Annotated in this window: 15 protein-coding genes and 1 tRNA gene; 7 read left to right on the forward strand and 9 right to left on the reverse strand. The window is 68.7% G+C overall.

All coding sequences use genetic code 11. The features are described 5' to 3' along the window. Positions 1 to 48: 48 nt before the first annotated feature. Both ACT3UN_RS08635 and thrE read right to left on the reverse strand, forming a co-directional pair. Positions 49 to 417 carry a hypothetical protein gene (locus ACT3UN_RS08635; RefSeq protein WP_301444216.1) on the reverse strand — a complete coding sequence of 123 codons (369 nt, stop codon included), beginning with the start codon at positions 415 to 417 and terminating at the stop codon, positions 49 to 51. A gap of 52 nt (positions 418 to 469) precedes the next feature. After that, complete coding sequence (gene thrE, locus ACT3UN_RS08640; RefSeq protein WP_444656919.1) at positions 470 to 2,008, reverse strand: threonine/serine exporter ThrE; 1,539 nt, start codon at positions 2,006 to 2,008, stop codon at positions 470 to 472. A 249-nt stretch (positions 2,009 to 2,257) separates the two neighbouring features. On the opposite strand from thrE, the gene ACT3UN_RS08645 reads away from it, so the two are divergent. After that, positions 2,258 to 2,330, forward strand: a tRNA-Thr gene (locus ACT3UN_RS08645). Between the two features lie 729 nt (positions 2,331 to 3,059). Beyond that, complete coding sequence (locus ACT3UN_RS08650; RefSeq protein ID WP_441582599.1) at positions 3,060 to 4,493, forward strand: MFS transporter; 1,434 nt, start codon at positions 3,060 to 3,062, stop codon at positions 4,491 to 4,493. 56 nt (positions 4,494 to 4,549) lie between these two features. On the opposite strand, the gene ACT3UN_RS08655 is transcribed toward ACT3UN_RS08650, so the two are convergent. Further along, on the reverse strand, positions 4,550 to 5,773 hold the full coding sequence (locus tag ACT3UN_RS08655) for an oxygenase MpaB family protein (protein WP_441582600.1): 1,224 nt from the start codon (positions 5,771 to 5,773) through the stop codon (positions 4,550 to 4,552). Between the two features lie 368 nt (positions 5,774 to 6,141). On the opposite strand from ACT3UN_RS08655, the gene ACT3UN_RS08660 reads away from it, so the two are divergent. After that, positions 6,142 to 6,528, forward strand: coding sequence for a hypothetical protein (locus ACT3UN_RS08660; RefSeq protein WP_441578901.1), 387 nt, complete (start codon positions 6,142 to 6,144; stop codon positions 6,526 to 6,528). A 129-nt stretch (positions 6,529 to 6,657) separates the two neighbouring features. Here ACT3UN_RS08660 and ACT3UN_RS08665 read toward each other — a convergent pair whose 3' ends face one another. Together ACT3UN_RS08665 and ACT3UN_RS08670 are read right to left on the reverse strand one after the other, a co-directional pair. After that, the gene (locus tag ACT3UN_RS08665) at positions 6,658 to 7,878 is read right to left on the reverse strand and encodes an MFS transporter (RefSeq protein ID WP_444656900.1); all 1,221 of its coding nucleotides are present in this window, start codon (positions 7,876 to 7,878) and stop codon (positions 6,658 to 6,660) included. A gap of 21 nt (positions 7,879 to 7,899) precedes the next feature. Continuing rightward, positions 7,900 to 8,625 (reverse strand): LppP/LprE family lipoprotein, encoded by a 726-nt coding sequence (locus tag ACT3UN_RS08670; protein ID WP_444656901.1) that lies wholly within the window; start codon positions 8,623 to 8,625, stop codon positions 7,900 to 7,902. A 152-nt stretch (positions 8,626 to 8,777) separates the two neighbouring features. Between ACT3UN_RS08670 and ACT3UN_RS08675 the strand changes: the two genes are divergently transcribed. Then, entirely contained in the window at positions 8,778 to 9,890 is a 1,113-nt protein-coding gene (locus tag ACT3UN_RS08675; RefSeq protein WP_301442814.1) for a DUF418 domain-containing protein, read from the forward strand. Here ACT3UN_RS08675 and ACT3UN_RS08680 read toward each other — a convergent pair. Further along, positions 9,851 to 10,969 carry a glycerol dehydrogenase gene (locus ACT3UN_RS08680; protein WP_301442815.1) on the reverse strand — a complete coding sequence of 373 codons (1,119 nt, stop codon included), beginning with the start codon at positions 10,967 to 10,969 and terminating at the stop codon, positions 9,851 to 9,853. The two genes, ACT3UN_RS08675 and ACT3UN_RS08680, sit on opposite strands and share 40 nt — an antisense overlap. Before the next feature lie 98 nt (positions 10,970 to 11,067). On the opposite strand from ACT3UN_RS08680, the gene ACT3UN_RS08685 reads away from it, so the two are divergent. Continuing rightward, positions 11,068 to 12,807, forward strand: coding sequence for a dihydroxyacetone kinase family protein (locus ACT3UN_RS08685; RefSeq protein WP_441578902.1), 1,740 nt, complete (start codon positions 11,068 to 11,070; stop codon positions 12,805 to 12,807). Positions 12,808 to 12,811: 4 nt separating this feature from the next. Here ACT3UN_RS08685 and ACT3UN_RS08690 read toward each other — a convergent pair whose 3' ends face one another. Continuing rightward, positions 12,812 to 13,105, reverse strand: coding sequence for a hypothetical protein (locus ACT3UN_RS08690; protein ID WP_301442817.1), 294 nt, complete (start codon positions 13,103 to 13,105; stop codon positions 12,812 to 12,814). Positions 13,106 to 13,371: 266 nt separating this feature from the next. On the opposite strand from ACT3UN_RS08690, the gene ACT3UN_RS08695 reads away from it, so the two are divergent. After that, positions 13,372 to 13,779 carry a hypothetical protein gene (locus ACT3UN_RS08695; protein WP_301442818.1) on the forward strand — a complete coding sequence of 136 codons (408 nt, stop codon included), beginning with the start codon at positions 13,372 to 13,374 and terminating at the stop codon, positions 13,777 to 13,779. 10 nt (positions 13,780 to 13,789) lie between these two features. Then, positions 13,790 to 14,299 (forward strand): GNAT family N-acetyltransferase, encoded by a 510-nt coding sequence (locus ACT3UN_RS08700; protein ID WP_301442819.1) that lies wholly within the window; start codon positions 13,790 to 13,792, stop codon positions 14,297 to 14,299. Between the two features lie 25 nt (positions 14,300 to 14,324). On the opposite strand, the gene ACT3UN_RS08705 is transcribed toward ACT3UN_RS08700, so the two are convergent. Both ACT3UN_RS08705 and ACT3UN_RS08710 read right to left on the reverse strand, forming a co-directional pair. After that, the gene (locus ACT3UN_RS08705; RefSeq protein WP_301442820.1) at positions 14,325 to 16,031 is read right to left on the reverse strand and encodes an ABC transporter ATP-binding protein; all 1,707 of its coding nucleotides are present in this window, start codon (positions 16,029 to 16,031) and stop codon (positions 14,325 to 14,327) included. Then, the gene (locus ACT3UN_RS08710; protein ID WP_301442821.1) at positions 16,031 to 18,601 is read right to left on the reverse strand and encodes an ABC transporter ATP-binding protein/permease; all 2,571 of its coding nucleotides are present in this window, start codon (positions 18,599 to 18,601) and stop codon (positions 16,031 to 16,033) included. Before ACT3UN_RS08710 ends, ACT3UN_RS08705 begins: the two co-directional genes overlap by 1 nt. Positions 18,602 to 18,605 lie beyond the last annotated feature (4 nt).

Below are 18,605 nucleotides of genomic sequence, written 5' to 3' on the forward strand. Positions count from 1 at the left end.
TCCCCTTGGGTCGCGGGTCGGTCTTCTCGGATGTCTGTGACCTACAGACTACTCGCCGGAATCCTTCTTCGCGGTGGTGGAGGTGGCCGCCTTCTTCGCCGTGGTCTTCTTGGCGGTGGTCTTGGTCGCCTTCTTCGCGGGAGCCTTCTTGGCCGTCTTCTTGGTGGCCTTCTTCGCCGTGGTCTTCTTGGCGGCCTTGGGGTTCTTGGCCTCCTCCTCGGCGGCGGCGTCCGCGGCCACCTTGCGGTGGATGAGGCCCTCCGGTTCCACGCCGAGCATGCACATCAGCGTGGCGGCGTCGAGGAAGTCGTCGGCGTAGGTGGCGACGATGCGCTGCGCGGCCTTGGCGGTCTCCTCCTCCACGGTGTGCAGGGACTCTGCGCTGGTGGTGTGGTTGTCGCTGACCTTCGGCGGCACTTATTGCTCCCTTGCATGACGATGTTCGGCCTGAGACCCGTAAGCCTTCAGTCTAACTCCCCTGACCGTCCGGCGCACTTTCCCGGTCCTTCTTCCGCTGATGCGAGCGGGTGGGGTCCGGCAGCCAGGGGGTGCCGCGGCGCCGCTGGCGCAGGACGCCCCAGTGCACCGGCGGGGTCGCCGAACCGCCGGGGCGTCGTCCCCGGGAACGGCGTGCCGGGGGACGCCGCAGGTCGTTGTAGCGGTACAGGATGCGGGGACGACGCAGCCGACGCGCCACCCACTCGCCGAGGACCACGCCGGCAGCCAACGCGGTGGCGGTGGCCAGGGCGATACCCAGGTTCGAGATGCCGACCACGAACTGGTCGGTGAGCATGGAGTACATGCCGCGGTACAGGGCCAGGCCGGGCAGCAGCGGGGTGATGCCCACGATGGCGGTGATCTGCGGGGGGATGAGGTAGCGGCGGGACAGCAGACCACCGGCCAGGCCGACGAAGGTGGCGGTGATGCCCGCGGCGGTGACGTCGCCGGTGCTGAGCTGCACCTGCAGGAACCGGTAGAGCGAGTAGGACACCAACGCGGTGAGCGTGGCCACGATCAGGGCACGTCGTTCACAGAAGGACGCGATGGCGAAGAACAGCGCGGCCCCGACGCCGCCGAGGATCTGCACCGCGGCACCGCCGAAGGTGCCCTGCGTGCTGGAGGTGTCGATCGGCGGCAGGGTGACCCCCAGCCGGCTCGTCAGCATCAGGCCCATGGCGATGCCGGAGATGATGCCGCCGGTCATCAGCACCGTCTCGAAGAACCGTGCCGAGGACGTCACCGGCGCTCCGGTGACCCCGTCCTGCAGGGCCTGGACCAGGGTCAACCCGGCGAGCATGGCGACGATGCACGAGGCGATCACCAACGACGGCGACAGGTAGTGGTTCAACGCCCGGGCGAAGCTGAAGGTGAGCGCGACCGGGATCGTGGCGATGATGCCGCCGGTGAGGTTCTGGAAGAACAACGGAAGCGACTTCGACGCCAGCCACACGTTCGTGGCCATGATGATGATCGAGGTGATCGTGGCGATCAGGGCAACGAGCGGCTCACCGCCGAGCATCAGGGCCACCGCGCCGGCGAAGCCGCCCCAGGCCAGGGTGGCCCAGCGGATGCGGTAGGGCGGGGGACTGGTCTCGATGTCGGTGAGGATCTTGCGGGTCAGTTCGAGCTCGGTGGCGCCGTTGACGATCGAGCGGATCAGCCGGTCGACCTCGGTGAGTCGGGAGAAGTCGCTGTTGAGCGCGTGCACCACCCGGAAGCAGCTCATCGGCGTGGTGTTGTCCGTGGACGGCGAGTAGATCGTGATGGTGTTCAGGGTGATGTCCACGTGGCAGCCGTACAGGCCGTAGGCCGAGGTGACGGCCTTGACCTGGGCCTTGGCATCGGTGTTGCCGGTGCCTGCGGACAGCAGCAGGTCGCCGATGCGTGCGGCGGTGTCCATCACCAGGTGGACCTGGGCGGAGTCGGTGAGGTTGACCGGGGCCAGCGGGGAGGGCGGCGGTGCGGTGCGGATCGTGTCGATCGTGGACCGGTTCCCGCTGAACAGCATCGCCGAGACCTTGTTCCTCACCGCGGTGAGGCCCCTGCTGCCGGCGCTGCTGCCCGAGTCGTTCCCGGTCGGGTTCTCACCGTTCACTCGGCACCCCTCTTCCTCACTGTCTGCCGTGGTCGACGTCTCCTACCGGGCACACTCTACGGTAGAGGATCCGGATTCGATCGGGTGGCTGCGCTGCTGATAGAGTCGTCGGCTGAAACCCGGTGGAGACGCCGAGGACGGGGCCAGGCGCCGTCGGTTTCCGCTGGAGTGGCGCAATTGGTAGCGCAACGGTCTTGTAAACCGTAGGTTGCGAGTTCAAGTCTCGTCTCCAGCTCACTGAGCAGGCTATACGCCGGTCGAGGGGTGGGCGCTCGACCTGGATAAGCGGGTCGGATTTCCAGTATTCGGCTGAATAGCCTCCGGCGGTCGGGTGCGGGGCGATGGTGAAGATCCGGTCCGTATCTGACTCTCCAGAGCACTTCGAGCGACAGAAACGGCCCTTGAATCGCGCTCCGGTAGCTACTTGATCGGGACACTCGGTGCCTGCGCTACCTCGCGGGTAGGTCTTCGTCGTCCACCAGGTCCCACAGAAGTTCCCGCCCACGTTCCCAGCTGGTCTTCTCATCGCGGCTAGGGTGAGGCATTCTCTTCATCTACGGTCCTTCGTCTTGGCAGCGTGCTCGATGGCGCTTCACCCTGGCTATGGTCCCCCGTGACGTTTTGCGCTGGGTTGACGGCGCTGTAGAGTCCGGCACTGAACTTATGCAGCAATGGCGCGCCACGACCGTCGTTGCTGTTCGTTGCCGAGAATTCTTCGTAGTGAGGTGTCTTTTTGACCCAGGCCAACTAGCCGTCCGCGTCCCCACGTCGGGTTACCCGACCGTGCCCAGGGGCGGATGTCGCATTGGCCTGAGCCTTGTCACTCGCCCCACTATGTCGTGTTTATCCCCGGGTGCAGCTCCGCCGACTGCCCCGGGTCTTCTGTATTCTCCGTGCTGATGTGCGGGTCCCGGCGTGGGTTCTCGGCGAGCTCCCCGATTCAACGAATCAGGAGTTCTTCCCCGTGTCATCCTCATCGCCGAACATATTGCGTTCGGCACCGACGGCAGCCCGCATCGCGCTGGCCGTCGTGCTCGTCGCCGAGATGATGAATGCGCTCGACTATTCGATCGTGCTCAACGCGATTCCCACCCTACGAGACAGTCTGGGCGCTGGTCCCGCGGCGGTGCAGTGGCTCACCGTCGGCTACTCACTGGCATTGGCTGTCGGGCTGGTTACCGGAGGACGCCTCGGCGACGCGTACGGCCGTCGTCGGGTCTTTCTCACCGGGACCGCCGTATTCGCCGTCGCGTCCCTGCTGTGCGGTATCGCGCTGAACCCCGAGTTCCTGGTGGTGTCCAGAATCCTCCAGGGGGTCGGCGCGGCGATCATGCTGCCGCAGGCGTTGGCGACCATTCACGTGACATTCAGCGGCGAAGCCCGGAGCAAGGCGTTCGGTCTCTATGGCGCGATCCTCGGCGTCGGCGACGTGCTCGGCCCGGTGCTCAGCGGAGTTTTGCTGCAGCTCGATCTCTTCGGTTGGGGTTGGCGGTCGATCTTCCTGATCAACCTTCCGATCTGTGTCGTCGTGCTGGTGCTTGGTCGCCTGTTCATCACCGAGTCCACCTCGGACAAGCCGGAACGTCTCGACATGCTCGGCATGTTCCTGTCGGTGGTGGCTGTGGTGTTGATCGTGTTCCCGCTGACTCAGGGAGCAGAACACGGCTGGCCACTGTGGGCCATCCTGCTTCCGGTCGCCGGCTTGCTGACTGTGGGCGTGTTCATTGCCCAGCAGCGGACCCGTCAGGGCAGGGCGCCGACCATCGTATTGTCGATGTTCTCCGACCGGGGGTTTTCGGCGGGGTTGTCCGCACAGCTGGTGTTCGGGCTGTTGTCCGGCTTGTTCTTCATGACCATGACGATCTTCCTGCAGACCGGTCTGGGGATGAGCGCTTTGCAGACATCCGTGGCATTCGTCCTGCTCACCGCCGGAGCATTTATGGGCGTGGCCGTCGCTGTGCGTAGCGCCGGACGTTTCGGACGACGCCTGCCGCAGGCGGCGGCGCTGTTGGCTCTCGCCGGGGTGGTGGTGTTCCTGCTGGTGATTGCACAGTGGCAGGCTCAGCTGACGATGGTCGGCATGGCGGTCCCGCTGATGATGCTGGGCTGTTCTTTCGGCGCGCTCAGTGGGCCGTTGGCGGATCTGGCGCTGCGGAACGTGGAGCACGCGAATGCCGGGGCTGCCTCCGGACTGTTCAATACCGCTGTTCATCTGGGCATGGCCCTGGGGACGGCGCTGACCGGTGTGGTGTTCTTCTCGGTCACCGGTGGTTCGACTGACGCAGCGCTCAACCAGGAGGCATTCACCGGGGTGCTGTGGGCGGTCGGGGGAGCGTGTGTGGTGATCTGGGTGTTGATGTTCCTGATCCCTCGTCGGACCGTGTCAGATCGCCGGTAAGCCAGGAAACCCCCGCTACGGTCCTGCGTAGCGGGGGTTGAGCCTGACTGTGATACTTAGCCGATCTTGTGGACCTCATATGCCTTGGTGCTGTCGAGCGCTTCCTCGGCGGTCTCCGGGGCGTCGGCCGCCCGGAACTCCAGGATCTGGTCGGTGTGGTTGTGGTCGTAGGCCTTCTGGCCGGTGCCTTCCTGCCTCTTCTTCAGCAGCTCCTCGCGCTGCTCCAGCGGGGTCAGCGGGTTGCCGTACATCCGCCGCGAGACTTCAGGGCTCAACACCCGGGGGCTTTCGGCGGGGATGTTCAGCAGTGCGGGCTCGTAGTAACGCAACGCCCGCGGGCAGATGCGCTTGATCAACCACAGGAACAGCCTGGGCTGTGCGGCGAGCACCTTGTAGATCGGCTTCCAGGCGACGATCGACAGGGTGTCCACGAGGCGTGACTGTTTCACGCCGAGCATCGGGCGCATCCACCGCGGGTACGTCGCGATGATGCTCGTGCGCAGCAGGGGGCGGCCGAGTTTCTGCAGCCACTTCGGCAGGTCGGGCTCGATGGTGACGAAGCCGTCGAGGATGACGTCCACGTTGCGGATCGCCGCCTCGGAGGCGGACAGCTTCTCCCGCCAGTCATCGAGGTACTTCTGCACCTCGCCGCGGGTACGCGGTACATCTTCCTGGCGGATGGGCTGCGTCGCGGCCGCGGTGACCATCTGCGACCAGTACTCGTTCTCCTCGTCCCGGGAGAGTTTCCCGGGGCCGAACGTCTCGTACACGTAGAGGATCGAATGCCAGGCGGTCACGTGGATCCAGAGCTGTGACTCCGGCTTGTTGGCCTCGTAGTTGTTGCCGGTCACCGGGTTCACGCCGTACGAGCGGTCGTGGACCTTCATCAGGATGTCCGCCATCCGGATCACGGTCTGGGAGTCCGCGGTCATCCAGGACACGAAGTACTCCATCGTGCGGTCGTACCTGGCCGGCGTGCGCTTGTACACCTGGCCGGACGCATCGACGGCGGCAACCAGGTCCGGGTCCAGGTGCTCGATGGTCACGGCGCGGGCGAAGCCCTGCAGCGCGGCCGTCGGGTAGAGCCAGACCTTCCACGCGACAGAACCGGGTCCGAACCAGCCTTCGTCGGCGCGGGTGATCTTGTCGTCTTTTCCGCCACGGCGGAAAGCCTTCGGGCTGGGGGAGTCCGACTTCTGATCGCCGGCGGCGGCACCGGGGATCGTCGCCTCGGCCAGGCCGAGAGTGTTGTTCTCGTCGCCGGTAAAGGGGCAGGACACGGTGGTCTCCTTCGGTAGGTAGCGCGTAAATGTAGCGTTCGTCACACAAACACTAGCCGAAAGTGATTCATCTTGGAAGTGAAATGGTCAACGGTCCAGGACTAGTTGGGCGTTGGGGCGAACGGTCGCATCAGGAGGTCGGGCGGGGAGGTTGCCGGGACGCTGTGCGACGGAGGCCGGGTCCACTTCTTCCCCCGGCCCCGTGCAACTGGTGGTCCGCGGGGAACCACCACCAACAGCGAGGGGCACGGGGGTGACGGTGGGCAGGGGAGGGTAGTCGTCCTGGCGACATCCCCCGGTCATACTGTGGCTGAAGAGGCGGCTTCCCGCGTCCGAAGTACACAGGAACTCCAGGTACGCTCCGGTCCATGAATTTTTCCGTGAGAGGCGTTGTCGGAATCATCCTGTTTGTCGCGGTCAGCGGCTGGGTGATTGGGCTTCAATACGGTCTTACCGGAACACTTTCCGGAGCGGCAGTAGGACTCGTCCTGGGTGCGGTGTTCGCGTACATGGAGTCACCTCACAATGACTGGCGTCCACGTAACCCACTGTGGGTCATCGCCCCCCTGGTCGGCGGGATTTCCCTGGTGGCGGCAGTGTGGGGGTTACCACTGTCGCTGGGAGCCTTCGCTTTCCTGGCTGCTCTGTTCGCTTCTCCGCGTATGTGGGGGCGCTGGGTGTGGCTCACGCTAGCGAGTATCTGGATGGTGTTCATGGTGGGGTTTGTCGGCCTTGCACTATTGATAGCTTGGTGAACGAGAGGTGGAGCATTGGTCCTGGCTCTCGCCTCTTTCTCTTAACCCCGTGCAAATGTTGGTCTGGCGTGGGAAGACCAACAACTCAGCGGGGTACTGGGAGGGCGGACGCCTACCCGACGCGTGGGGTCACTCGCTCCGAGGCGTCTGCCGTCGGCGCAGTACCCCGGACAGGGCGATGACGGTGACCCCGGCAAGGGGGATCACCAGGAGACCCACGCGCAGGCCCGCGGCGTCCGCCACCACACCGACGAGCGGAGGCGAGGCCACGAAACCGAGCCTCATCAGCCAGGACACGACGGTGAGCCCGGTGCCGGGACGCAGTCCGGGCAGCTCGTCGGCGGTCTGCATCGCCGCCGGGATCAACGTGGCTACGCCGAAACCGGCGGCAGCGAAGCCCAGGATCGTGCCCGGGACCGTGGGGAACGCCAGTGCGAGTCCCATTCCCACCGCCGCCACCGCGCCGCCGAGACGCGCCACGGTGCGATGCCCTAGACGGTCGACCATGCCGTCGCCGAGGACGCGTCCCACGAACTGTGCGGCGACCAACGCCACGAATCCCGCCGCGGCGACCGAACCGGGCGCGCCGAGGGAGGTGATGTACAGCGACGCCCAGGACATGCCAGCGTCCTCGACGAGTGAACCGGCGATGGCGATGATGACCAGCGCGCCCAGCATCACGACAAGGTGGCCGGTCAGCGGACCACGGCGCGCAGCGTCCGGCCCCACGGACTCGTGGGTGGCGTCAGGGGAAGCAGTGTCCGGAGCAGCGTCCGGGCCGGATTCGGTAGCAGGAAGACAGAAGCGCAGCGCGACGACCGCCACCAGGGAGAAGACCACGGCGGACAGGCCGAGATGGATCTGACGGGGCAGGTCCACGGCGATGGCGGCCGCCGCCATCGCCCCGCCGAGTACCGCCCCGAGCGACCAGACCGCGTGGAACGAGTTGATGATCGTGCGGCCGTAGCGGCGCTGGACCTGCAGGCCGTGGTCGTTCTGGGCGACGTCGGTGATGGCGTCCATCGCCCCGCCGACGAGCAGCCCGGTCACGAACATCCAGAGCGTGGGGGACGCCCCGGCGCCGAGCACGCCCAGGGCGGTGCCGATCGTGCCGGCGACCGCGACGCGGGCGGACCCGAACCGTCGGATCAGCGGGGCCGCGGCCAGCCCGGCGAGGATCGCGCCGACGGGGAAGGCGATGACGGCGAGACCGTAGACGGCGTTGCTCATCCCCAGGTCGGCCTTGATCTCCGGGTACCGGGGGATGAGGTTGGCGAACACCGCGCCGTTGGTCAGGAAGAGCGCGGCGACGGCCCGGCGGGCGCGCCGGTCGGTGGGGGTGGGGGACATTGCGGCGAACTCTACAGCGACCTACCCCAGCGAGGACAGGTCCAGGGTTGCCGCGGTGTCGTTGAGCTCGGTGGGGATGGAGTTGTCGCTGACCTGCACCTCGGAGCCGTCCCAGTGGAACGTCGCGGAGGCGGACACCGTCTCGTTGGCGGCGGCAGGCTGGTCGCCCAGGAACTCGTAATTGACCTGCACGGTGCTGTCGTCGATGCGGTCCACCGACTCGATATACCTCGCCAGGATCGGTGCGGGCTCGGTCACCAGCTCACCGTCGGCGAACAGGGCGACGGTCTGGTTGCTGCTGCCGGCCGTACCGTTCGGGTTGTCCTGCGTTCCGTTGCCGCCATTGAGCACTACCCAGGACAGCGGCAGGCACGGGTCCATCTCGTCCTCGGAGACGGTGTAGTGGAAGAACACGTCTGAGTCGCCTGAGCCGTCAGAGTCCTCGCCGGCGAAACGCACCGGCAGCGGGTCGTCGCCGGTGAGAGGGTTGTCACCCGACTTGCCCGAGTCCTCCTCACAGTCCGGTGCGGCGGAGCTCGACGAGGTGGTCTCGGTCTCGGTCTCGGTCGGCGTCTCCGTCGGCGACCCGGTCACCGTCGACGTCGCGGTGTGCACCGCCGTCTCGGTCACGGTCGCCGGGTCGTCCTGCTGTGAGCAGCCCGCCAGGAGCACGGCCGCGGCCGCGGCCGCGGGGACGGCGACGGCGGCCACGAGGGAACGGGCACGGGTACGACTGCGTGAATCCATGGCCGCCAGGGTATCGCGGCCGTCATACCGCGGGCTGAGTCGCCCGCGCGGCCGTGCACCGATGATCAGACCCGGGGCCGATGTGGTCACCGCGGCGTCCGGCATAGTCTCCATAGGGTCAGCAATCATCACCCCTTCAGGAGAAACCCCCGGTGACCACCCCGAACGCACCCACCCGCTACGCCTTCCTGGACGTGCTGCGCGGCGTGGCGCTGTGCGGCATCCTCTTCGTCAACCTGCGTGACCTGCTCTACCGCTGGACGGAGCACGCCGACCTGCACCACCCCGTCCTGCGCTTCTACGACGTGGCGATCCAGGGACGGTTCGTGCCGATCTTCGCCTTCCTCTTCGGCGTCAGCGCCTGGCTGCTGTACAGCTCCTCGGCGCGGCGCACCACCGTACGTTCGGCACGCTGGCTGATGGTGCGGCGCTTCGTCACGCTGCTGCCCCTCGGGCTGCTGAACCTGTTCCTGCTGTACAGCGGCGACATCCTCACCATGTACGCGATCATCGCACTGGTGCTGGTGGTGCCGGCGATGTTCCTGCCCCGCGGCCCGGTGCTCGCCGCCGGGGTGGTCGGCACGCTGGTGGCCTACTGGATGTGGGGCAACAGTCCGCTGATCGCGGCCACGTTGATGGTCGCCGGTTTCGGTGCCGCCCAGTACGGGCTGCCGGGGTGGCTGGAGTCGACGCGACGCCGCGACCGGACGCTCGCCGCGGTCGTGTTCGTGCTCGCCGCCGCCGCGGGCGTCGCGCTCAGTGTCGTGCAGAAGGGCATGCTGGACGCCGCGACGCTGCCGGATCCGGACGTCCTCGACCGGGTGGCGGGTTTCGGTGGGTTGTTCACCGCCGTCGCCATCGTCACCGGGCTGTCGCTGGTCTGGCGCGCGCTCACTGCCCCTTCACTGCGTGCCGCGCTCACCGCCCCCTTCGCCGTGCTGGGACGCACCGCGCTGACGAACTACCTCGGTGCGTCCGCCCTGGCGCAGGTGCTGCTGCACGTGGCGCCGGACGTGGAGCTGACCAACCTGTGGCTGCTGCCGGTGGCCACCGTCGCGATCCTCGTGGTCCAGGTCCTGGCCAGCGCCCTGTGGCTGCGGTACTTCCGTTACGGCCCGGTGGAGTGGTTGTGGCGGTGCGCGACGAGGTGGGAGCCGGTCGCACTGCGCCGAAGTGCAGAACCAGCCACCGACCCGGCCCCGGAACCAATCCCTGCCACCGACGGTCAGGAGCGGGAGGTGCGCTCCTTAAGGTCGCGGGCGTAGAGGTCGGCGGCCCTGATCGCCTGGACGACGTCGGTGGGGGAGTACTCGCCGGGCATCTGCTTGAGCGTCTCGCCGTCGGAGCAGGCCAGCTCGGCGATGCGCAGCAGGTCGGCGTCGTCGGCGTCGCCGAGGTGGATCTCCTCCAGGGTGGTCGGCAGACCCACGGACTGCAGGAAACCGATGTAGCGGTCGGCGTCCGGCTCGGGGGCACCCTCCAGCATCAGCTGCACGCCGATGCCGAAGGCGACCTTCTCACCGTGGGTCATGTGGTGGATGTCGCCGTCCAACGCGGTGAAACCGTTGTGGATGGCGTGGACCGCGGCGAGGCCGCCGTTCTCGAACCCCAGCCCGGAGAGCAGGGTGTTGGCCTCGCAGATGTTCTCCAGCGCGCGGCTGACCACGTGCGCCTCGTTGTCGCGCAGCGCCTGGTGGGCGTAGTCGAAGAGGGTCTCCTCGCACTTCTCCGCCAGGGCCAGGCCGGCCAGGGTGGGCCGGGCGGTGTCGTCCATGCGCCGGGAGTTCGCCCGGTCCACCGCGCGGGCCTCGATGGAGGTGGCCAGGGCGTCGCCGATGCCGGAGCGCAGGGTGCGCACCGGGGCGTTGGCGATGACCCGGGTGTCGACGGCGATGAGGTCGGGGTTGCGGTCGTAGAAGAGGTAGGAGTCGAAGACACCGTCCTCGGTGTAGATCACCGACACCCGGGCGGTCGGGGCGTCGGCGGACACGGCGGTGGGGAACACCGCGACCGGCAGGGAGGCGTGGTCGGCGACCGCGCGGGCGGTGTCGATGGTCTTGCCGCCGCCAAGCCCGATGATCACGTCGTTGCCCCCGGAGCGGGCCTTGTCGGTGATCCGGTCGATCTCCTTGAGGGAGGCCTCGCCGCCGAAGATCTCGTGGGCGGCGTCCAGCCCGTCCCCGGAGAGGGACTCCTGCAGCTTCTCCCCGGCGATGCCCCAGACGACCTCGTCGGCGATGATCAGCGGGGAGGTGCCCAGGGGCCGCAGGTAGCCGGCGGCCCGGTCGATCAGGTCGATGCCCTGGACGTAGCGCGACGGGCTGGTGAACAGTTTGTCTGTCATGGGGACGTTCCTCCTGTGAGGGGTTCGGTTTTCGCCACCACCCTAGGCCCGCTTCCGGTCGCGTGTGGCGGCCGTGACCTTTGGCTACAGTGGCGTGCATGTCCGACTCTCACCCGCAGCAGGTTCCCCTCCGCTCCTTCCGCAACGACCCCGCGGACTTCCTCCCCGAGGCCCTCGGCGGTTTCATCGCCTCCCACCCGGACGCCGAGTGGCACGACAGCGGTTTCGTCGCCCGTTCGTCGGCGGTGGTCACCGACTCCGGCGAGCCGGCCGTGGCCGTGGTCTCCGGTGGCGGCTCCGGCCACGAGCCCATGCACGCCGGTTTCCTCGGCTCCGGCATGCTCGCCGCGGTGTGCCCGGGGCTGCTGTTCACCTCCCCGAACGCCGTGCAGATCGCCGAGGCCACCCGGTGGGCCGACCAGGGTGCGGGCGTGGTGCACGTGGTGAAGAACTACACCGGCGACGTCATGAACTTCACCGTCGCCCGCCAGGCGCTGGACGACGTCGACACCCGCGTCGTCCTCGTCGACGACGACGTCGCCACCGATCTCGCGTCCGGTGCGTCCGACTCGTCGGACGGCCCGGGACGCCGCGGCACCGGCGCGACGATCATCGTGGAGAAGGCCGTCGGTGCCGCCGCGCAGCGCGGCGACGACCTCGACCGTGTCGCCGACATCGGCCAGTGGGTGGCGGACAGCTCCCGCAGCATGGCCGTGGCGCTCGCACCCGGGCACCTGCCGACCAGCGGGCGTGACACCTTCGACCTGCCCGAGGGGAAGATGGAGGTCGGCGTCGGCATCCACGGCGAACGTGGCGTGGACCGCGTGGACGTGGAGACCGCTGACGAAGTCGTCGCCCGGCTGATCGACGGCATCGGCGGCTCGCTCTCGCTGGAGGACGGCTCCGAGGTCGTGTGCCTGGTCAACGGGCTGGGAGGGACCGCCCCGCTGGAGCTGAACCTGGTCTTCGGTGAGGTGCTGCGTCAGCTCGCCGACAAGGGCGTCGTGGTGCGCCGGGCCATGGTCGGCACCTACGTGACCTCGGTGAACATGGCCGGGGTGTCGCTCACGCTGACCTCGGTCGGTGACGCCACCGACCAGCTCGTGGAGCTGCTCGACGCCGCCACGGACGCGCCGGGCTGGCCGCGGGTGCTCGGCGGGCAGGACGCACCGGCGACCTACCGTCCCGCCGTGACCAGTTTCGACGACGACCTGCCGGAGTCCGGGGAGGAGAACCGCTGGCTCAGCGACTTCGTCGCCCGTGTACAGGGATCGGTCGACGACCTCACCGAGCTCGACCGGCTGGCCGGCGACGGCGACTTCGGACAGAACATGGACGCCGCCTTCGGCGGGATCGACCTGCCGCTCCTCGGCCCGGACGCCCGGGTGCTCGAGGCGCTGGGCCACCGCCTGCTCATCCGTGCCGGCGGCACGTCCGGCGCCGTGCTGGGCACCCTGTTCCGCGAGCTCGGCCAGGCGATGGAGGACGCCGACGACCCGGTCGCCGGACTGGCCGCCGGGCTGGACGCCGCCCACCGGGCCATCACCGACCTCGGCGGGGCACGGCAGGGCGACAACACGTTGATCGACGCGCTGGTCCCCGCCGCAGAGGCGGCGGCGTCGGCGGCGTCTGGGAAGGACGGTTCCTCCGACTTCGCCGCCGTGCTGGAGACGTGCCACACGGCAGCGGCCGAGGGCGCGGAGAGCACCCGGGAGATGGTCGCGAAGAAGGGCCGCGCCAGCTACGTCGGCGAAGCCTCCCAGGGGGTCGTGGACCCCGGGGCGATCCTGGTCTCCTGGATCTTCGGGGGCTCCGGGAACGTCAGCGACTACACCTGAGCGGTCAGGAACCGAGGGTCGGCAGGTTCGGGAGCTGCAGGCCCGAGGACCCCAGGTTCTGGTCACCGTTGCTGGAGCCGAAGCTGGACCCGAAGTCACTCGAACCGAAGTCCGTGGACCCCAGGTTCGCATCCCCGAAGGTGGAACCCAGGCCCGAGGACCCCAGGTCCACGGAGATGTCCCCGAACGAGGAACCCAACGGCGGGATGTTGATGACCGGCAGTCCGGCGGTGAACTCCACGTAGAGGTCGCGGATCGGGCCCGACACGATTTCCTGGATCTGGACGATGAACGACATGGGTTCCTCCGTGATGGTCAAGGGTCAAGGTGGTTGGGCAGGGCGTCTGAGCCGCTGCTTGCTCCGAAGATAGCCTGTTCTGGGGTCCGACTCAGGGGTGAATCCGCGAAAACCCACGGAAAGATGTCGTAGATCACCTTTCCGGGGGTAGGGGGCGCTGCGGTGCGGGCGCGACGGTGGCGGAGTAGAGTCGTCGTCGAAGAAGTTGTCAGATCAACTACATGGTTGACCTGCGCGCACACCAAGAAGAAGTAAGGACCTACCCCATGAGCCTCTCCACCACCATCCTGCGCGGCGTCAGCGGCGCGTACTTCCTGCAGTCCGGCATCGGCAAGCTCGGCATGCCCGCCGAAGCCGCCAGCGGTCTGCAGCAGTTCGCCGCCACCGGCGTCCCGCAGGTCTCCAGCCTCGAGCCGGGCGTCTTCGGCAAGGTCGTCTCCTGGTCCGAGATCGGCGTCGCGGCGTCCCTGCTGACCCCCGTGGTCTCCAACCGCGTGGCCGGTCTGGCCCTCGGCGCGATCAACGCCGGCTTCCTGTCGATCTACTTCCGCAACGACCAGATGACCCAGAAGGACGGCATCCGCCCGTCCGAGGCCGGCACCGGCCTGTCGAAGGACCTCTTCATCGCCGCCATCGCCGGCGCCCTGATCGCCGCGCCGAAGAAGACCAAGTAGTCTCGTCGGCGTGACTGAGCCCAACACCCGGATCAAGATCCGCCCGGCCGTCGAGTCGGACATCCCCACGATCACCGCCATCTACAACGACGCCGTGCGCACCACCGTCGCGGTGTGGAACGACGAGGTCGTCGACGAGGACAACCGCCTGGCCTGGTTGCGCAGCTACCAGCAGCCCGGCACCCGGGCCATCGTCGCCGAACAGGACGGCGAGGTGCTGGGCTACGCGACCTACGGGGAGTTCCGCCACTACGACGGATTCCGCCACACCGTGGAGAACTCCATCTACGTCGACGGCACGCGCCGTGCCGGAGGAGTGGGCACCGCCCTGCTGCAGGCGCTGGTGGCCGACGCCCGGGAGGCCGGCAAGCACGTGATGGTGGCCGCGATCGAGGGCGGCAACACCGCCTCGCTGAAACTGCACGCCAAGATCGGCTTCCAGGAGTGCGGCACCGTGCGTCAGGTCGGCACCAAGTTCGACCGGTGGCTCGACATGACGCTGATGCAGATCATCCTCTAGCCGCCTTTTCCTGGCCGCCTTTTTCTTAGCCCCGCACCCGCCAGGACGCCGAGGCGTCCCACTCGGCCACGAGCCGGGCGTACGCGCCGTCGGCGGCGGCGAGTTCGGACGGGGTCCCCTGCTCCACGATGCGCCCGTCGTCGAGGACCACCACCCGGTCGGCGACGGCGAGCGTCGCCGGGCGGTGGGTGACGACCACGGTGGTGTAGTCCGGACGTACCGTGCGGATCGACGAGACCACCGCGGCCTCGTTGTGCGCGTCCAGCGCCGAGGTCGCCTCGTCGACGAGCAGGACGTGGGAGGGTTTCGCCAGTGCGCGGGCGATGCCGACGCGCTGGCGTTCACCGCCGGAGAGCCGGTTGCCCAGCTCGCCGACGGGGGTGTCCCACCCGGTGGGGATCTCCTGCAGCACGCCGCGCAACCCGGCGGCGTCGGCCACCCGGTCCAGTGCGGCGTCGCCGAGGTCCGGGTTCACCGCCAGCAGGTTGTCCCTCACCGTGCCCGCACCCAGCGCGGTCTGCTGGAAGACGACGGAGGCGTTGCCGCGCAGGACGGAGGCGTCGGCATCCCGCCCGTCGAGGGTGACGGTGCCCGCGGCCGGCTCCACCAGCCCGGCGAGGGTGCGCAGCAGGGTGGTCTTGCCCGAGCCGGAGCGTCCGACGACCACGGTGACCGTGCCCGGGGTGAGCTCCAGAGACGCCCCGGACAACCCAGTGGTGCCGTCGGGGAAGCGGACGTCGACGTCCGCCACCCCGATGTGCGGCGCGACCGGGGCGGGGTGTGCCGGCACCACGTCCGGGGCGGTGACGACCTCGACGGCCTCGGTGAGGGTGCGGTCCAGGGAGCGCAGGCCGACTGCCAGCCGCGACACCCCGGTGACCTGCTCGACGACACGCAGCATCACGATCACGGTCACGGCGGCGGACACGGCACCCAACGTGCCGGCGTCGAAGGCCAGCCACACGGTGAGCCCGTAGCCGATGAGCACGGCCTGCAGCACCAGGCTGAACAGGATCTCGCCGGGGACCTGCCAGAACAGCAGGCGCAGGCTCCGGCCGCGCGCGTCGACCAGGGCGTCGTCCACCAGGCGGGCACCGGCGGAGACCTGCCGTGCGGTGCGTAGCGACGGCTGGGCACGGGCGTAGTCGGTGAGCCGGTCGTCGAGGTTCTCGTTCGCGGCGGTGAACTCCTCGTCGGCGCGGGTGACCATGCGGCTGGACGCCAGCAGCGCGAGCATCATCAGCACGCCCCCGGCCACGGTGACCAGGGCCGCCGGGACGGTGAAGAACGCCAGGCCCACGCCGAGGGCGAAGGTGAAGACCACCGCGGTGACCAGCGGGCCGACCAGCAGCACCGGCGCGGACGTGACCTCGTTCGCCCCGGTGGCCAGCAGGCTGCGCAGCCGGGCCGCCTTCGCGGTGGTGATCACCGGCGTCGGCCAGGACAGCACCGCGCCGGGGGCATGCCGTTGGATCGAGTGCATCAACGACAGGCCCACGGCCAGTCCCTTGTGGGCGGCGAGGATGTCGATCCCCCACGCGCCGGCGATGAGCGCGACCATGAGCAGCACCCACGGCCAGGCGTCGGCCGGGGCGCCGCCGAAGAGGTCGTCGAGCAGGGGGTAGAGCACGATCACCGCTCCGGCCTGGATGACCGAGGAGGCGACCGTGAACAGGATGAACAGGCGGAGGTCACGGCCGCCGCCGCTGATGGTGCGGATCTTGGTGAGCATCAGTGGGACTCCTCCCCGGTCATGTTGCCGGTCAGGCCGGCGTTCTCGTGGGCGTCCCACAGTCCGGCGTAGGCGCCGCCGTCGGCGATGAGCTGTTCGTGGCGTCCTGCCTCGACCACACGCCCGTGGTCCATGACCACGATCCGGTCGGCGTCGGCGACGGTGTGCAGCCGGTGGGCGATCATCAGCACCGTCTTCCCGGCGAGCAGGCGGTCGAGCGCGGTGAGGATGGCCCACTCGCTGTCCGGGTCGGCCGAGGCGGTGGCCTCGTCGAGCACGATGACGGGGGTGTCGGCGAGCAGGGCGCGGGCGATGCCGATGCGCTGGCGTTCGCCGCCGGAGAGCCGGTCGGAGTCGACCACGGTGTCGTAGCCGTCGGGCAGGGCGGTGACCGTGTCGTGGATGTTCGCCGCACGGGCGGCGGCGACGACCTGCTCGTCGGTGGCGTCCGGGGCGGTGAGGGCGATGTTGTCGCGGATGCTGGTGTGGATCAGCTGCACGTCCTGCAGCAGGATGGTGACCTTGGCGTAGAGCTCGTCCTGCGTCAGGTCGCGTATGTCGGTGCCGTCGATGCTGACCGAGCCGTCCAACGGGTCCCACAGGCGGGCGAGCAGCGCGCCGACCGTGGACTTTCCGGCGCCGGACGGCCCGACGACGGCGGTGACCGTGCCGGGGTCCAGCGCGAGGGAGAAGTCCGTGAGCACGTCGCGGTCAGGGGTGTAGCCGAACCGGACGCGGTCGAGGACCACGTGGCCGGCCGGTGCGCGGCGGTCGGCCGGGCCGGGCAGTTCCGGGGTGGTCAGCGCCAGGTCGAGGCCGGCGCGGCCGTCGAGGGAGACCAGCAGACCGCCGATGCCGCCGGTGATCGCCACGAGCTGGGCGCCGAAGGACGGGCCGAGCACCAGGAACGGGATGGCGTCGGCCACGCTGACCCAGCCGGGCAGCATCAGCAGCCAGGTGGCCACGACCAGCAGGCCGAGCACGGTGGTGGGACGGTTGATCATCACCGCCATGATCTTGGCCGCACCGGTGTCCTTCTGGAGTTTGTCGACGAAGGCGCCGACGCCGCGCAGGGTGCCGGGCAGGTCGACCACGCTGCTGTCCCCGAAGACCTGGGAGACCTCCCGCTGGGCGATGAAGCTCTGCGCCTGGCCGGTGACCGTGGAGATGTTGCGCTGGGCGATCACCACCCGGTCGCGCTCCTTGCGCTGGATGTTGACCATCACCGTGATGAACGCGGCGATCGGCAGCAGCAGCACCAGACCCAGCCGCCAGTCGACGGTGAAGAGGTAGACCAGTGCGGCCAGGGGTGTGACCACCGCGCCGACGAGGTCGGGTACGGCGTGGGTGACGATGTAGTGCATGCCGGCGACGTCGTCGGCCACGAGCTTGCGGACCTCCGAGGACTGCCGGTGGGTGAACCACCCCAGCGGCAGGCGGGCGAGCTTGTCCATGAGTCGTCGACGCAGCGCGGCGGAGTAGGTGGCGTCGTAGAAGTGCATGGCCAGCATCAGCAGCGTGGTGCCGACCGCGGAGACACCCATCACCACCAGGGCGGTGACCCCGGTGGAGAGCATCTGGTCGCGTCCGGCACCGTCGAGGAACTGGCGGCAGAGCTCGGCGAAGAGGATGAACGGAACGATGCCCAGCACCGACAGCAGGGCCTGGACCACCCCGGCGATGATCATCGGGGTGCGCGCCGGGGCGAGCACACCGGCGGACGGTGTGGGTTCAGACTGATCAGGCTGTTCAGCCTGCCCGCTCTCCTCCGTGTGTTCGGCCTCCGCGCGTTCGGCCTCCATCTCCTCCAGGACCCGCGACTTGCCCATCGCGCGTCCGGCGGCCCAGTAGCCCTGGGCGTGCAGCGTGGCCTTGTTCAGGTTGTGTTCGCGCTGCAGGACGGTCCGGGCGTGGCGGGTGGCGGTCACCTCGCCGGTGACCCAGGCGTACCAGCCGTCCCAGTCACCTCCGGCGCCGCCATTGTCAATTGCCTGCGCCAGCGCGCGGCCCTCGGGCAGTTCGTCGACCCACGCGGCGGTGATGTTCGGGCCCTGCGGCAGTGGCGCCTCGGCGTCGCTGGCATGGTGCTTCTCCAGGTAGACCACCACGGGTATGTCGGCGGGCACGGCGGCGGCGATCTGGGTGATCGCCGGGTAGGACGCCAGGTCGCCGAGCAGGAGGTACCCCTGCGGTGCGGGGTCGAGCAGTTCGAAGTCCTGCTCCCCGAACCGGGTGGCGACGAGGGTGTCGCCGGCGGTGCAGTTCTGCGCCCACCAGGACGCCGGGCCCATGGGGTGGTGGATCACGAAGTCCACGGCCAGGGTGCCGGCGACCGGGTCGGCGGCGGCGAAGGTGTAGCCGCGCTGGAACTGCTTCGACCCGCCGTCCGGGTCGGGGAACCAGGCGCGCATCCACGCGGCCGGTGCCTCGCCGTCCGGCGACAGGATCGTGTCGGACCGGAAGTGGACCCGCACCATGGTGCTGGTGCGCCATTCGGTGCCGGTCACGGTCAGGACGTGGTCCTTGGCGCCGAGCCCACGCAGCACGGCCCCCTGGAAACCTCTGCTCACGGTA

Source organism: Corynebacterium sp. AOP12-C2-36, assembly GCF_052379185.1.
Taxonomy (GTDB): Bacteria; Actinomycetota; Actinomycetes; order Mycobacteriales; family Mycobacteriaceae; genus Corynebacterium.

Excerpts from the sequence above, each read along its gene's own strand:
- ACT3UN_RS08680 (WP_301442815.1), bottom strand. The coding sequence starts at position 10,969 with ATGACAGACAAACTGTTCACCAGCCCGTCGCGCTACGTCCAGGGCATC.
- thrE (WP_444656919.1), bottom strand. The coding sequence starts at position 2,008 with ATGCTGTTCAGCGGGAACCGGTCCACGATCGACACGATCCGCACCGCA.
- ACT3UN_RS08690 (WP_301442817.1), bottom strand. The coding sequence starts at position 13,105 with ATGTCGTTCATCGTCCAGATCCAGGAAATCGTGTCGGGCCCGATCCGC.
- ACT3UN_RS08660 (WP_441578901.1), top strand. The coding sequence starts at position 6,142 with ATGAATTTTTCCGTGAGAGGCGTTGTCGGAATCATCCTGTTTGTCGCG.
- ACT3UN_RS08670 (WP_444656901.1), bottom strand. The coding sequence starts at position 8,625 with ATGGATTCACGCAGTCGTACCCGTGCCCGTTCCCTCGTGGCCGCCGTC.
- ACT3UN_RS08685 (WP_441578902.1), top strand. The coding sequence starts at position 11,068 with ATGTCCGACTCTCACCCGCAGCAGGTTCCCCTCCGCTCCTTCCGCAAC.
- ACT3UN_RS08665 (WP_444656900.1), bottom strand. The coding sequence starts at position 7,878 with ATGTCCCCCACCCCCACCGACCGGCGCGCCCGCCGGGCCGTCGCCGCG.
- ACT3UN_RS08695 (WP_301442818.1), top strand. The coding sequence starts at position 13,372 with ATGAGCCTCTCCACCACCATCCTGCGCGGCGTCAGCGGCGCGTACTTC.
- ACT3UN_RS08705 (WP_301442820.1), bottom strand. The coding sequence starts at position 16,031 with ATGCTCACCAAGATCCGCACCATCAGCGGCGGCGGCCGTGACCTCCGC.